Below are 14,919 nucleotides of genomic sequence, written 5' to 3' on the forward strand. Positions count from 1 at the left end.
GCGACGGCAATGAAGAACGGCAGCACGATGAACACATCCCCACCCCGTCCAGCCATCAGGCGCGGCGGACACGGCACGGCGGGGCTCCTGCGAGCCCTGCTGGCCGCCGTGCTGCTGCTCGCGGCCACCGGCCTCGCGGCGGTGCCGGCGGCGCACGCGGCGGGCGACCCGTGCGCCCCGCCCGTCACCAACAAGGTCGCCTGCGAGAACACCAAGCCCGGTGACCCGATGTCGGACTGGTACTCCCCGAACGCCTGGGGCGCCATCCAGGGCTTCACCACCCACGAGAGCGTCAAGGCCGGCGACAGCCTCCAGTTCAAGGTGAACTCGCCCACCCCGTACACCATCGACATCTACCGGCTGGGCTGGTACCAGGGCAACCGGGCCCGGCGGATGCCGACCTCGCCCACCGCGACCTTCCCGGCCAAGAACCAGCCCAACTGCCTCTCCGACAGCTCCACCGGGCTGGTCGACTGCGGCAACTGGAGCGTCACCGCCAGCTGGACGGTCCCCGGCGACGCGGTCTCCGGCCTGTACATCGCCAACATCTCGCAGTCGGACGGCACCGGGCTGATGCCCTACCCGTTCGTGGTCCGGGACGAGGGAAGCCACAGCGACGTCGTGGTGCAGACCAGCGACGAGACCTGGCAGGCGTACAACACCTGGGGCGGCCAGAACCTCTACCTCGGGTCCGGCCCGGCACCCGACGGCCGCGCCTACAAGGTGAGTTACAACCGCCCCCTGGACATCGGCGCCGACAACGGCGTCTACGGCTCCGAGTACGCGATGATCGGCTGGCTGGAGCGCAACGGGTACGACGTCAGCTACCTCTCCGGCATCGACGTCACCACCAAGGGGCTGTTGCTGCAGAACCACAAGGTCTTCATGTCCAACGGCCATGACGAGTACTGGAACCAGGCGCAGCGCGACAACGTGACCGCCGCCCGGGCCGCCGGCGTCGACCTGGCCTTCTTCTCCGCCAACGAGATGTTCTGGCGCACCCGGTTCGAGAACTCCATCGACGGCACGGCCACCCCGTACCGGACCATGGTCAGCTACAAGGAGACCAAGCTCCAGATCCCCGGGGTGGACGGCGTGCCCGACCCCAGCGGCCAGTGGACCGGCACCTGGATGGACCCGGTCGGCGCCGGACGCGGCGGCGGCAAACCGCAGAACGCGGTGACCGGCCAGCTGTTCCGGGTCAACGGCTACCGCAACGACGCGATGACCGTCCCCGCCGCCTACGGCAAGCTGCGGATCTGGCGCAACACCTCGATCGCCGACCTGCAGCCCGGACAGGTCGCCACCTTCCCGACCGGCACCCTCGGCTACGAGTGGGACGTGGACGAGGACAACGGCTTCCGGCCGCCGGGCGCCATCGACCTCTCCTCCACCACCGTCACCATCACCGACGGCACCTACCTGCTGGACAACGGCAACACCTACGGCAACGGAGTCGCCACCCACAGCCCGACCATCTACCGCGACCCGGTCTCCAAGGCACTGGTCTTCGGGTCCGGCACGGTCCAGTGGTCCTGGGGCCTGGACACCCTGCACGTGGGCAACGCCACCAACGAGGACCCCAGGATGCAGCAGGCGACCGTCAACCTGCTGGCCGACATGGGTGTCCAGCCGACCACCCTGCAGTCCGGCCTGGTCAGGGCCAGTGCCTCCACCGAGCTCACCGGCCCCACCGTCACCGTGAACACCCCGGCCGCCGGCGTCACGGTGCCCGTGCTCAAGCCCGTCACCGTCAGCGGCACCGCCGCCGACCTCGGCGGAGGCCAGGTCTCCCGGGTCGAGGTCTCGGTCGACGGCGGCACCACCTGGAAGGGTGCCACCGGCCTGGCCAACTGGAGCTACACCTGGACCCCGCTCACCCAGGGCGCGGCCTCGATCCAGGTCCGCGGCGTCAACGACTCCGTCAACACCGGGCCGGTCGCCACCGTCAACCTGACCGTCGGCCCGCAGCAGTGCCCCTGCACCATCTGGCCCAGTTCCGCCGTGCCGGCCCACACCGACTCCGGTGACGCCGGGGCGATCGAGCTCGGCACCAAGTTCCGCACCACCGTCAACGGCGCCGTCACCGGCGTCCGCTTCTACAAGTCCGCGCTGAACACCGGCATCCACACCGGCAGCCTGTGGAGCACCGACGGCACCCGCCTGGCGACCGGCACCTTCACCGGCGAGAGTGCCAGCGGCTGGCAGCAGCTGACCTTCGCCACGCCCGTCCCGGTCAAGGCCAACACCACCTACATCGCCTCCTACTACGCCCCGGGCGGCCACTACTCCTACGACGACGGCTACTTCACCAGCCAGGGCGCCGGGATCGACCCGATCAAGGCGCTGATGTCCGGAGCCGACGGAGACAACGCGCTCTACCGCTACAACACCGGCGGCGGGTTCCCGAACTCCAGCTACCACAGCTCCAACTACTGGGTGGACGCCGTCCTCGACACCTCGGTGGACACCATCACCCCGCCCGCCGTCACCGGGACCACACCCGCCACCGGCAGCACCGGCGTCGCCATCACCGCGACCCCGACCGCCACCTTCAACCACACCATCGACACCGGCACCCTCAAGTTCACCCTGACCGGCCCCGGCGGCACCCCGGTCACCGCGAGCACGAGCTACGACTCCGCGACCGCCACCGCCACGCTGCGCCCCAACGGGCAGCTGGCGCTGAACACCACCTACACCGCCACCGTCCAGGCCACCGACCCGTGGGGCAACCCGATGGGCGGCCCGAGGACCTGGACCTTCACCACCAGCGCCACCCCGCCCGCGGTCAACTGCCCCTGCTCGCTGTGGGACTCCACCGCCGCGCCGGCCAGCATCGACTCGGGCGACGGCGCCGCCGTCGAGCTGGGCACCCGGTTCACCTCCACCCTGGACGGCTGGATCACCGGCGTGCGGTTCTACAAGTCGGTCGCCAACACCGGTACCCACACCGCCACGCTGTGGAGCAACACCGGCACCCAGCTGGCCACCGGCACCTTCACGGGCGAGAGCGCCTCCGGCTGGCAGCAGCTCAACTTCACCACCCCGGTGGCGATCACCGCGGGCACCAGCTACGTGGTCTCCTACCACGCGCCGAACGGGCACTACTCCGCCAGCAACGGCTACCTCGCCGCGGGCTACTCGGCGTACCCGCTGCGGGCCGTCGCCGACGGCGCGGGCAGCGCCAACGGCGTCTACAAGTACGGCTCCGGCGGCTTCCCGACCAGCACCTTCAACTCCACCAACTACTGGGTCGACCCGGTCTTCACCAACGTCCGGCCGGCCGCCGCGGCACAGCCCGCCGTGCTGAACCTCGCCGCTCCGCTGAAGCCGCTCACCGACGTCCTCGGCGGTGCGCTGAACGGCCTGCTGGGCAAGGCCAAGGGGCCGCAGACGGCCGTCCCTGGCCGGGAACCGGCGCCGCTCGCCCCGCCGAGCGGGTCGGCCACCCCGGCGGCCCGCCGCGCGGGGTGACACCTCCCCTGCTCCGGTCCGGTCCCGCCGCGCGGCGGGACCGGACCCCTTTCCCCACCCGGACCCCTTTTCCCACCCGATCCGAGAGGACGAGAGCCAAGTTGAGCACCGTGAGCGTGGTCATCCCGTGCTACAAGTACGGGCACTATCTCGCCGACTGCGTGAGCAGCGTGCTGGACGAACAACCCGGCGTCGACGTCCGGGTACTGATCATCGACGACGCCTCTCCGGACGACTCCGCCGAGGTCGCCCGGAAGCTGGCCGCCACCGACTCCCGGATCGAGGTCCGGGTGCACGAGACCAACAAGGGCCACATCGCCACGTACAACGAGGGCCTGCTGGAGTGGGCCGACGGCGACTACACCGTGCTGCTCTCCGCCGACGACCGGCTCACCCCCGGCGCACTCACCCGCGCCGCCGCCCTGCTGGACGCCAATCCTCGCGTCGGCTTCGCCTACGGCCACCCCATCCACTTCCAGCACGGCGAGCCGCTGCCGCCCGCCCGCACCCGGCTGCGCGGCACCACCGTCTACCCGGGCGGGTGGTGGCTGGAGCGCCGCTTCAAGGAGGCGCACGGCTGCATCACCTCGCCCGAGGTGGTGGTCCGCACCTCGTTGCAGCGTGAAGTCGGCGGCTACGACCCCGAGTTGCCGCACGCCGGGGACGTGGAGATGTGGATGCGGCTCGCCGCGCGTGCCGACGTCGGCTACCTCAGGGGCGTCGACCAGGCGTACTACCGGCGGCACGGCGAGAACATGTCCGCCACCGAGTTCGGCGGGCAGATGGACGACCTGCGGCAGAACAAGACCGCCTACGACTCGGTGATCGCCAAGTGCGGCGACCGGATCCCCCGGGCGCGCGGGCTCGCTGACACCGTCAACCGGAAGCTCGCCCGGCTCGCGCTGCGGCGGGCCGTCCGCGCCTACGACCGGGGCCGCACGGACGTGGTCCCCGAGGCCGAACTCGTGGCCTTCGCCGCCGAGTGCTGGCCGGCCTACCGCACGCTGCCCGAGTACCTGGGTCTGCGGCTGCGGCGGCGGATCGGGGCGCGGGCGATGCCGTACCTGCAACCGCTGGTACTCACGGCCGTGGTGGCCAAGGGACGGGAGTGGCTGTGGTGGAAGTCCTGGCGGTTGCGGGGGATCTAGAAGAACCGCGGGGCGACGGCCGACACGCCCGGGAACGGTGCAACTTCTGCGAGGGGAAAGGGAGTCCGTGTTCAACAACCTGGTGAACCGTCATGACGTCTACCGCGTCGGGCGGAAGCTGCGGCGGGGGCAGCTCGACCGACTGGTGTCCAAGGTGCGGATCCGTGGTGCGGAGCGGGTGGTCGCCCACTGGTCCGCCGTGGACCCGTCGCTGCAGGAGTGGTGGGCGATACCGGCCGTGGTCCGGCGGTGGAACACCTTCGCCAGCGGCGATCCCGAGATCGGGTTCCCCGAGTACGTCGCCGACCGGTGGCTGACCGGCCGTACCGGCCTGCGCGCCCTGTCCCTGGGCTGCGGCACCGGCGGCAACGAGGTGATCTGGGCCCGCCTCGGCGTCTTCGACCACATCACCGGCATCGACATCTCCCCGGACCGGATCGCCCACGCCACCGTCCAGGCCAAGGAGCTCGGCCTGGACGACGTACTGGGCTTTAGGACCGCCGACGTCCGCGAACTGCTGCAGGCGGGCGAGAAGTACGACATCGTCCTCGGTCTGCAGTCGCTGCACCACTTCGACCGGCTGGACCGGACCATGGACCGGATCGCCGGGCTGCTGAACCCCGGCGGACTCCTGATCGTGGACGAGTTCGTCGGGCCGACCAGGTTCCAGTGGACCAGTGGCCAGCTGCGCGCGGTCGACCGGTTGCTGGCGGGGCTCCCGCCCGAGCGGCGCAGACTGGCGGACGGGAGGATCAAGCGCCGTGCGGTGCGGCCGAGCCTGCTGTCGATGCGGCTGGACGATCCCTCGGAGGCCGTGGACGCGGCCCGGCTGCTGCCCGCGATCCGCAACCGCTACCGGGTGCTGGACGAACGCCCCTACGGCGGAACGGTGCTGCACGTGGCGTTCTCCGGGATCGCGCAGAACTTCCGCGACGGCGGCGAGGAGGAGGCGGGACTCATCGAGCGTTGCTTCGCCGCCGAGGACGCCGTACTGCCCTCGCTCGGGCACGACTTCGTCTTCATGGTGTGCGAGCCGAAGCCGACCTGAACGCGGACGTCGCCGGCCGCGTGAGGGCGGCCGGCGACGGTGCGGGCGGGAGCTATCGCTGCTCGGACCAGCTGGACCAGTAGCTGTCCGGGTTGACCAGGTAGCGCACGGTCGGCACGGGTAGGTGTTCGACCCGGTGGGTCCGGCTGTAGCGGAACACCAACTCCCAGTCCTCGCGCGGGATCACCTCCGGCGGCCGCCGCAGCCGACTGAACCGCAGCGCGCGGGTGCGCCGGGCCACCACCGCGTTGGTGTCCAGGAAGCCCTCCTCGGCAGCGTGCCGCCGGTCGAAGGGGACGGACAGGACGTCCATCTCGCTGCCGTCCGGGTGCAGTCGGCGCAGCGCCGTGTAGACGGCGTCCGGACCGCCGGGAGCGCTCAACGCCTTGACGGCGCGCTCCAGATGGTCGGGCTCCCATTCGTTGTCGTCGTCCAGGAAGGCGACGTACCTGGATGAGCTCAGCCGGATCCCGACGTTGCGCACCACACCGGCCACCGCCGTGTTCCGGGCCAGGCTGACCGCGAACAGCCGTGGATCATCCGGGAGTTCGGGCAGCCCGGCGCCGTCGTCCACCACGATCACCACCTGCTCCCGCAGGGTCTGCGCCAGCGCGCTGGCCACCGCGCGCCGCAGCCCCTCGGGGCGCCGGTAGGTCGGGATCACCGTCGCCACCAGCGCCGACGGGCGCCGGCCGAGCTCGGCCGCGAGCCGGCGGACCTCGGCGTCCTCCCACCGGCGCAGCCCGACGGCCGTCCAGGCCAGCACCGCCTTGTTGCGGGTCTCCATCAGGCGCAGAAAGCCGAAGGTGCCGCGCAGCACCTGCTTCGCCTGCCGTACGAGCACTGCCACTACCGTTCACCCTCCGCCGCCAGAACCCGTTCCTCGTGCGGCACCGGAGCCTCCAACCCGCCGCCGCGCAGCTGCCGGCGCATCGGCAGCACCACCGGTACGTACGCCACCAGCGCCGCCGTGCCCGCCGCGAACATCCCCAGGCGGGTCTCGCCGCACCAGTGGTAGACGGGCAGCGAGACGGCCGCCATCAGCAGTCCGCCGCCGAACGGCCGGGCACACGCCCGCAGCACCACCGCGCCACCCGCCCCGGCCCGGCGCATCGCCCACCAGAAGGCCGGGGCCACCAGCAGTGCCGCCACCACCAGATGGCCGGCGCCGACGCCGGTGATGCCCCAGCGGTGGGCGCCGAGCAGCAGCGCCGGGATCAGCGCCGCCAGCCACCAGCCCTGGACCGCGATCAGCGAGCTGCGCCGGCCGGCCGCGGCCAGGCAGTCGTACGCCAACTCGTAGGCGATCCGCAGCAGTCCGAGCAGCGCCAGCCAGCGCAGCGCACCGGCGGCGGGGGCCCAGCGTTCGCCGTAGATGGTCGCCACGACCGGTTCGGCGAGGACCGCGAGCAGGACGCACGGCGGTACGGCGGCTGCCATCAGGACGGCGAGCCCCCGGCCGAAGGCGTCCGCCAGAGCCTCCCGGGAGTCGGCGACCCGGGAGAAGCCCGCGAAGGAGATCCGGCGGGCGGCCTCGGAGATGCTGCGGACCGACCAACTGGAGACGTTGAAGGCCAGTTGGTAGAAGCCCAGGGCGACCGGGCCGAGCAGGGCGCCGGTCACCACCGAGTCCACGTTGAGCATGGCGAGCACCAGCAGGCTGGCCCCGGCCAGCGGCAGGCCGAAGGAGATCAGCGCGCGGGCCTCGGCGGCCTTCCAGCCCGGGCGCAGCACCCCGGGCACCACGACGGCGCAGCCGGCCAGGGCGCACAGATTGCCGGCGAGCGCACCCCAGGCGAAGCTCATCGCCCCGGCGCCGGCGTAGGCCAGGGCGAGCGTGGTGCCGGTGGTGACCAGGAAGTTGAGCAGGTCGAGGACCATCCGGGCGCCCTGCCGGAACTCACGGGCGATCATCTGGTTGGGCACGCAGGCGAGGCCGTCGATCACCACGGAGAAGCAGAGCACCCGCAGCATGGCCGTCGCGTCCGGAGAGCCGAGCGCCCGCGCGGTGGCCGGGGCCGCGACGAACAGCAGCCCGTACAGTGCGGAACTGGAGAGCACCGAGAGGGTGAGGACGGTCGGGGCGTACTCGGCTACGTCCCGGTCCCAGCGGACGATCGCCAGACTGACGCCCATCTCGTTGGCCGAGAGCAGCACCCCGAGCGCCACCATGCCGGTGGCGTACAGCCCCCACTCGCGCGGACCGAGCAGGGCGCGGGCCAGCACCACACCGGCCGCGAAGTTGCCGATCCGGATGACCACGGTGTTCAGCAGACTGAGCCGGGCACCGGCCCGGACCTTGGCGCCGAGGCTCACCTGGCCGCTCCGGCCGCCGAGCGGAGGGCGCCGAGCAGGTTGCCGCCCATGCCCAGCAGCAGGAAGAACATGCCCGCGAACATGGGGAACCCCAGCGAGTCGAAGGTGGCGCTGATGACCAGCGCCACGGCGGAGGCCGCGACGAAGCACTGGGCGAGCTCGCGGGTGGCGTCGTCCTCGGCCAGGCGCCGGGCGGCGCCGCCGCAGTGCAGTCCGGTGAGGAAGAGCAGCAGCAGGGCGAGGAGGCCGAAGACGCCCATCTCGGCGGCGGTCAGCAGGTACATGTTGTCGGTGAAGAAGTACAGCTCCGGGATGAAGGTGCCCATGCCGTGGCCGATCCACGGCGAGGTCTGCATGTAGTCCCAGATCTTGGCGTAGTCGCCGGTGCGGGCCTGGGTGCTGTCGTCGGTGTTGCCGAAGAAGGAGCTGAACAGGCCGGTCAGGGTGGACAGCAGGCCGGGTATCGCCACCCCGAGACCGAGCACGCCCACACCGAGCGTGCCCAGGACGGCCGTGCGCCGCCGTGGTCGCCAGGCCGGGAGCATGGCCAGCAGGGCGACGCCGACGCCGATGATGCCGGTGCGGGAGACCGACAGCGGCAGCGCGCCGGCGATCAGGAACACCGGCAGCCAGCGGCGCAGCACCCCGCGGTGGCGGCGGGCCGGGTCGAAGGCCTGCTGCACGGCGAACGGCAGCATGATCGAAAGCATTCCGCTGAACTCCAGCGGCTGGGCGGTCGTCCCGCGCGGCCGGGTGAAGCCGCCCCGGCTCATCGTCTCCAGCCCGGGGGCGCTCGACTGCAGGCCGGGGATGTGCAGCGAGGCGGCGATGTTGGTGTCGGTGAGGAAGTCGTACCAGCCGAGCAGCGCCACGATGCTCGCGCACACCACCATCCGCCGCAGCAGCACCTCCAGCCTGGCCCGGTCGGTGATCCCGGCGGAGGACACCACCACCAGGCCCGTCCAGGCCAGTACGGCGATCAGCCCCCGGTCTGCGCCCTGCAGCTCCTTGGTCACGGCGGGCCGGCCGGCACAGGCGATGTACGCCAGCAGCACCGCCGCGCCGAACACCACCAGGGCGATGCGCGGGGCATGGGTACCCCTGGCCGGGACGATCCGGTCGGTCAGCCAGGCGGCGAGGTACCAGAGCAGCGCGAGCAGGGCGACGACGTTCGCCGGGGTGCCGACCCCGCCCATGCCCGGCAGCACCAGGTTGGACGGGATGAACATCGCCAGCAGGACGTAGCCGGTGAGCACCGTGACCGCGTCCATCCCGTAGGCGCCCCTGGCCGCCGGGGCGGCCGCGCCCGCGGTCGGGCTGGGCCTCGGCGGGGCCTCGACCGCGGCCTGACGATCGGTCATCCGGGCGCTACCTCCCTGCGGCCAGCGACGGCTCGGCCGCCCGGTCCGCCGTCGTGGCACCGGCGGCAGCCGCACCGGAGCCCGCCCGGCGCCGCTGCAGCACGCCCGCCAGGTTCTCGGCGACGAACGCGGACAGGAAGGCGACCGCCAGGCCGGCCAGCCCGATCAGCGCGACGGACTGCAGCTTCTGCTTCAGCTGCGCCTGCGGCTGCTGCGGCGGGATGATCACGGTCGAGGTGATCTGCGCACCGGCCGGCGCCTTCTGCTCGGTCTGGATCGCCTTCAACTGGTCGGCGGCATAGGTGTTGAGCACCGCGATCGACTTCCTCACCTGCGCCTGGTCCGAGCCGGTCACCGTCAGGGTGAGGAAGGGCCCCATCGCGTTGTCCGCCAGCTTCACCCCGTACTCGCCGGTCAGTCCACGGGCCTTGAGGTCCTTGGCGGACTCGTCCGAGCTGAGTCTGCGGCCGAGGAAGTCGGCGGTCACGGTGAGCGCCTGGCTGAAGCTCAGGAACGGATTGCCGTTGTTCGGCGCCTCGGCGGCGACGTCCGGAGAGTTCAACAGCGAGATGGAGCACTGCGACTGGTAGGACGTCGGAAGCACGGCATTGGCCACCGCGGACAGCGCGACCGTGATCAGCACGATCGGCAGCGTGACGTACCAGCGTTTGCGGATCACTCGAAGGACCTCGCGCATGTCCAACACATTCTCCCCCTGGGGCCGTAGCTGACCCCAGTGTCGCAGTCGCCCCGGCCGATGCCGAGCTGGCTGTCAAGACACCCCCGTACGAGCCTAGTTGGAACCGGCGTGCGGGCGGAGAACAATCCGCGAACTGCCGTAATCGTGTTCCGGGAGATGGCAGGATGGCCAACGGGGTGGGGTGACGATGTCCTTTCGCAAAGTGGTGCGCGCGCTGCTGCGGCGCTGGTACGTGCTCGCCCTGGCGGCGGTGCTGACGCTGGCCGGTGCGGTGGTGGTGGCGAAGCCTCCGGTGGTCTACCGGTCCGCCGCCGTGGTGCGGATCAAACCCCCCGAGACGCCGCAGGACCCGAGCGGGATGACGGACTTCCGGCCGTCGTTGGCGATCATCGGGGCGGCGGTGGTCACCGTCCTGAAGAGCCCGTCGGGGACGGTCGAGCTCAGGCAGGCCGGGGTGAGCGGCGACTTCGACCTGGCACCGCGGAACACCGGCACCACCAAGACCGAGGCGTACGTCGTCCCCACCGTGGAGGTCAGCGTCAAGGGCGCCGATCCGAAGCGGGCCGACCGCGAAGTCGACGTCATCGTCGAGCACTTCGGCACCGAGCTGCGCAGGCTGCAGGAGGGCAAGAACATCCCCGAGCAGCGGTACATCACCAGTGACCAGCTGGTTCCGGCGACCGCGCTGCCGGTGCTCGGGGTCAAGAGCCGGGGGCTGGTGGGGGTGGCCGCGCTCGGGGTGCTGGGCGGGGTGGCGTGCACCCTCTGGACGGACGAGTACCTGCGCTCCCGTGCCGGGCGCCGAACGGTGTCGCGGGCAGCGTGAGGCCTCGGCGGCGGTGCCGGGGCACCGGCGGTGCCGCGGCCGGGGGTGAGGCGGCCGGGGGTGAGGCGGGGCCTCAGCGGGAGGGGCGGAGCCGGAGGGCGGCCATCCGGGAACAGAAGACGGGTATGCCGATCACATAGCGGCCGAACAACCGGCGGGGTTCGACGGCCAGGCGGAACAGCCACTCCAGGCCGGCCCTGCGCATGGCGAGCGGAGCCCGCGGCACCTTCCCGCCGAGGTGGTCCAGCACGGCGCCCCCGTTCACGATCAGGACGGGGTGCGAGAGGGCAGCGCGCAGCTCCATGCTGACCGCCTCCTGCTTCGGCATGCCCATCGCCAGCAGCACGAGGTCGGGCTCGGCCGCGAGGGCCTGCCGCACGTACTCCTCCGGCGGGTCGAAGCCCTCCCGGGTCGCGACCACGGTCAGCCCCCAACCCTCAAGCGTGCGGCGGGCGTTGTCCAGCCACGGCGAGCGGGTGCCGAACAGCGCCACCCGCCTGCCCCGGTAGGCGCGGCAGGCGGCGGGGATGAAGTCCGTACCGTTCATGTTCCGCCCGTACGGCCGTCCGAAGACCCGCATGCCCAGCTTCATCCCGATGCCGTCGCGCAGCAGCAGGTCCGAGCCGAACAGCCCGTCCAGCATCTCTGGTCGGCGCCACCCCAGGTTCACCGCATGGGCGTTGACGAAGGAGAGGACGAACGGGCCCTTGAGGAGGGTGAGTTCGTCGAGCAGCGCCTGCTCGGCGGGCTCGTCGCCGACGATGCGGATCCGGTCCATCAGGGTCCTGAAGTCGCGGGCCTGAACGGTCTTCGCGGCCTCCCGGTGCTCCATGCTTCAACTCCCGTCGAGGGTGTAGGCGTGCGGCTGGTAGGCGTCGAAGCGGTCGGTGAAGGTGCCGTCGGTGGCGGTGAGGGTGCGGCCGTCGTCCGTGCGGATCTTCCCGCTCCAGCGGTCGGGCAGGGTGAAGGTGGCCGTGGCCGGGCCGCCTCGGGGCAGTTCGGGCGAGTCGGTGGCGACCGCGAGGACGGCGGTGCGGCCGCCGGCCTTCCGGAGGGTGGCCGTCACGGGCGCGCCCTGGGTCGCGACGCCGACCAGGAGCGGCGGCGCGTTCCAGTACCCGGCGTACGCCTGCGCGTCCGCGTTCACCTTCCTGATGGTGGCCGCCGAGCCGGCGTCCCGCAGGCAGGCGTCCACCTGCTGGGACTGGGCGGCGAAGGAGTGGCAGAACCAGCTCAGCCCGGTCGCGCCGTTGACCAGTGCCGCCCAGGCGGCCGCCCGGACCTGGGCGGGCGAGGCGGCCTTGGCGCCCGACGGGGTGGCGGAGCCGCCCAGCATCTGCACCGGTGTCTCCAGGAAGACCCACACCGGTTTGCCGGGCGCCAGCGCCCGGGCGCGGGCCGCCGTGGCCGCGTACGTCCGGACGCCCTTGGTGCGGGCGGGGGAGGACGGGTCGGTGACGCCGTAGAAGTCGACCGAGACGATGTCCGCGGCGGCGGGGTAGCCGCTGAAGTCGGTCGGGCAGCCGGGACTGCGGGCACCGCCCGCGACCCCGCTGCCGAAGTTGACCAGCACCGGCCGGGTCCGGTCCTGCTGCCGCAGGCTCCTGGCGAAGCCGGCCAGCTTCTCCGGCGGCATGCAGCCGGCCCCCGTCGGGGTGCCGTTGGGGACGTTCATGTCGGGCTCGTCCGCGAGCTGGTAGCCGGCCAGGGCGGCCCCGCCGATCTTTGCCGCCTGCGCGGCCAGCGGCAGATCCGCGGTGTCGCAGGCCCAGGCGGCGGCCCCGGTGGCGCCCGGTGCCGGGGCGCAGGCCCCGCCCCCGGCGATCACGGCCAGCCCGGCGGCGGTCGCGGCCCGGATCTGGCCGTGCTCCTCCTCGGGCCAGTCCCACAGCCCCACCAGGGTGTTGACCCCGAGCGCGGCGAAGGCGTGGGCCTCGTCAGAGCCGTCGAAGGGCGTCGTCGGGTCCTGCATCCAGACGCCGATCGGGAGCTTCGAAGAGTCCTTCCAGCGCTCGGTCGCCGGCCACCTGGACCAGTACGCGGTGGTGAAGGCGTCCGGGACGTGCGAGACGGACCCGGTCGGGGCGAAGGTCACGTCGACGTAGTAGTCGGTGTTCTCGTGCGACTGGGCGGGGAAGGCCAGCGTGCCGCCCTGGGCGAAGCCGCCGCCGACCGCCGTCAGCGGGCCGGAGCCGAGGGTGACCGGGCCGCCGTCGAAGGCGTTCGGTGCGGCTGCGTAGTGCCCGGACGGCGCCAGGTACCCGGCGGTGTACGTGGCACCCGGCGCGATCCGCACCGGCTCGGCGAACTTCGCCTGTTGCCAGCCGGTCTGGGACTCGTCGGCGAAGGCGGCCTGGGCCAGCTGCCTGCCGTGGGCGTCCCAGAGCGCTCCCAGGTGGGTGCCGGTGTTGCCGGGCCCCTTGTAGAAGCGGACGCCGGTCACCAGACCGGGCAGCGTCGAGGTGAAGCGGACGCCCAGCGTGGTGGCGGCGGGATCGGCGAACGCCGGGGTGGTGGGCTCGGCGGAGCCGAACATCGTGGTGGTCGGCCCGAGCGCTCCGCCGGGCGACGGCGGAGCCGGTCCGGGGCTGCTTCCGGTGCAGGCGGGGAGCGTCGCCAGGGCCAGGCCCAGCAGCGCGGCGAGTGCGGAACGAGAGCGGCTGTGCACGCTGGTCTCCTTGTTGCGTGTCCGGTGCGCGCGGTGCCCCTCAGCCCGCCGCCGGCCCTTCGATCAGCTCGCGCAGCTCGGCCGCGCGCCGCTCCCAGGAGTCCTGCTCCACCGAGCCCCGGCGGCGGTGCACCGCCCCTTCGTCCTCGCTCCCGGCGGCGGCCAGGAGCGCGCCGACCGCATCGCTGAACTCCCCGGCCGTGCGGGCGATGGCCAACTGGTCCGCGTAGCGCCGCACTTCGGGGAAGTCGGTGGTCACCACCCGAAGGCCCAGGGCCAGGTACTCCTTGAGCTTGATCGGATTGCAGTGCCGGACCCAGTCGTTGTCCAGCCACGGCATCAGCGCCACGTCGAACCCCCGGCCGTAGGCGGGTACCTCGGCGTGCGGGCGGAAGCCGAGGTGGTGGACGTTCGGCAGGGCGGTGAGCGCGCCCAGGTCATGGGTGGTGTCGCCGATCAGCACCAGCTGGGCGTCCGGGTGGTCCTTGGCCACCCGGGCCAGCAGGTCGAAGTCGACGATGAAGTCGTCCAGCGCGCCGAAGAAGCCGATCCTCGGGTGCGGGATCGCGGCCAGATCGGCCGGCTCCGCCGCGCCCTCGGGGGTGAAGTGGTCCAGGTCCACGCCGTGGTCCAGGAACACCGCGCGGTCACGGGTGAGTTCGTGCTCGGCCGCCATCAACTCGCTGCTGACGTACAGCACATGGTCGGCGGTGGCCATCAGCCGCCGCTCCAGCACCTCGATGAAGGCGGTGTCGGCCTCGGGGAAGGCGGAGTGCCGGTCCGAGCGGTTGTAGACCAGGGTGCGGTGCGGCAGGTGCTCCACCACATCGGCCGCGGTCGGCATCGTCACCACGCAGACGTCCGTGGACATCCGCAGACTGCGGGCCGCCAGCCTGACCTGCAGCGCGATCAGCCGGGCGTTGAGCGCACGGGCGAGCCGGCTGCCGTAGAACGGCAGCAGCACCGGAGTCATCACCGCGAAGCCGGGCAGCTCCGGTACGGGACGCCGCACCTTGCGCGCCATGCTCCGCGCCTTGCGCAGGATCCGCCGCAGCGGCTGCGAACTCCGACCGGGCATCGGCATCCGCATCGCGATGCTGTTCACGAACAGGACCGGCCGTTGCTCCGCCAGCTTCAGCATCAGCTGCACGTCGGAGTGCGCCCGGTTGTGGTACCACCAGTCCTGCCCCGCGAAGCACACGTAACCGGCACGTCCAGCAGACGCCACGTCCCCAACCCCCACGATCGGAACCACGACTTCGAACCCCCGCGCCAGGCTAGCGGAACCGGTCGGCCGTGGAGGGCCGGACCGGATTTCCGGTCAGCTGATTACTATGTGTCGCCTCATCAGATCAACCGTCGACGCGGGGGGCCG

At 72.0% G+C, this 14,919-nt stretch carries 11 protein-coding genes; 4 read left to right on the forward strand and 7 right to left on the reverse strand.

Annotated elements, in window-relative coordinates; all coding sequences use genetic code 11:
• Nucleotides 1–9: 9 nt before the first annotated feature.
• From ACZ5ON_RS03080 to ACZ5ON_RS03090, 3 genes are all read left to right on the forward strand, one after another.
• The gene (locus ACZ5ON_RS03080) at nucleotides 10–3,477 is read left to right on the forward strand and encodes a DUF4082 domain-containing protein (protein WP_465584491.1); all 3,468 of its coding nucleotides are present in this window, start codon (nucleotides 10–12) and stop codon (nucleotides 3,475–3,477) included.
• 110 nt (nucleotides 3,478–3,587) lie between these two features.
• Entirely contained in the window at nucleotides 3,588–4,625 is a 1,038-nt protein-coding gene (locus ACZ5ON_RS03085; RefSeq protein WP_465585309.1) for a glycosyltransferase family 2 protein, read from the forward strand.
• 67 nt (nucleotides 4,626–4,692) lie between these two features.
• Complete coding sequence (locus ACZ5ON_RS03090) at nucleotides 4,693–5,673, forward strand: class I SAM-dependent methyltransferase (protein WP_465584494.1); 981 nt, start codon at nucleotides 4,693–4,695, stop codon at nucleotides 5,671–5,673.
• A 52-nt stretch (nucleotides 5,674–5,725) separates the two neighbouring features.
• On the opposite strand, the gene ACZ5ON_RS03095 is transcribed toward ACZ5ON_RS03090, so the two are convergent.
• From ACZ5ON_RS03095 to ACZ5ON_RS03110, 4 genes are read right to left on the reverse strand one after another with little or no spacing between them, the layout of a single operon-like run.
• Nucleotides 5,726–6,523 (reverse strand): glycosyltransferase family 2 protein, encoded by a 798-nt coding sequence (locus tag ACZ5ON_RS03095; RefSeq protein WP_465584501.1) that lies wholly within the window; start codon nucleotides 6,521–6,523, stop codon nucleotides 5,726–5,728.
• Entirely contained in the window at nucleotides 6,523–7,989 is a 1,467-nt protein-coding gene (locus ACZ5ON_RS03100; protein WP_465584506.1) for an oligosaccharide flippase family protein, read from the reverse strand. The genes ACZ5ON_RS03095 and ACZ5ON_RS03100 overlap by 1 nt, the downstream gene beginning before the upstream one ends.
• Nucleotides 7,986–9,350, reverse strand: coding sequence for an O-antigen ligase family protein (locus ACZ5ON_RS03105; RefSeq protein WP_465584509.1), 1,365 nt, complete (start codon nucleotides 9,348–9,350; stop codon nucleotides 7,986–7,988). Before ACZ5ON_RS03105 ends, ACZ5ON_RS03100 begins: the two co-directional genes overlap by 4 nt.
• A 7-nt stretch (nucleotides 9,351–9,357) precedes the next feature.
• Nucleotides 9,358–10,047 carry a YveK family protein gene (locus ACZ5ON_RS03110; protein WP_465584513.1) on the reverse strand — a complete coding sequence of 230 codons (690 nt, stop codon included), beginning with the start codon at nucleotides 10,045–10,047 and terminating at the stop codon, nucleotides 9,358–9,360.
• Between the two features lie 190 nt (nucleotides 10,048–10,237).
• Here ACZ5ON_RS03110 and ACZ5ON_RS03115 point away from each other — a divergent pair, with 190 nt between their 5' ends.
• Entirely contained in the window at nucleotides 10,238–10,876 is a 639-nt protein-coding gene (locus tag ACZ5ON_RS03115; protein WP_465584516.1) for a hypothetical protein, read from the forward strand.
• Nucleotides 10,877–10,949: 73 nt separating this feature from the next.
• Here ACZ5ON_RS03115 and ACZ5ON_RS03120 read toward each other — a convergent pair whose 3' ends face one another.
• Genes ACZ5ON_RS03120 through ACZ5ON_RS03130 form a run of 3 tightly spaced genes read right to left on the reverse strand, consistent with a single transcriptional unit; the run spans nucleotide 10,950 to nucleotide 14,772 of the window.
• Nucleotides 10,950–11,708, reverse strand: a complete 759-nt coding sequence (locus ACZ5ON_RS03120) for a WecB/TagA/CpsF family glycosyltransferase (RefSeq protein WP_465584519.1) — start codon at nucleotides 11,706–11,708, stop codon at nucleotides 10,950–10,952.
• Nucleotides 11,709–11,711: 3 nt separating this feature from the next.
• The gene (locus tag ACZ5ON_RS03125) at nucleotides 11,712–13,544 is read right to left on the reverse strand and encodes a DUF4082 domain-containing protein (RefSeq protein ID WP_465584522.1); all 1,833 of its coding nucleotides are present in this window, start codon (nucleotides 13,542–13,544) and stop codon (nucleotides 11,712–11,714) included.
• A 40-nt stretch (nucleotides 13,545–13,584) separates the two neighbouring features.
• Nucleotides 13,585–14,772: a glycosyltransferase gene (locus ACZ5ON_RS03130; RefSeq protein ID WP_465584528.1), complete on the reverse strand. Its 1,188-nt coding sequence runs from the start codon at nucleotides 14,770–14,772 to the stop codon at nucleotides 13,585–13,587.
• Nucleotides 14,773–14,919: the final 147 nt, after the last annotated feature.

It is taken from the genome of Kitasatospora sp. NPDC032150, assembly GCF_055579945.1.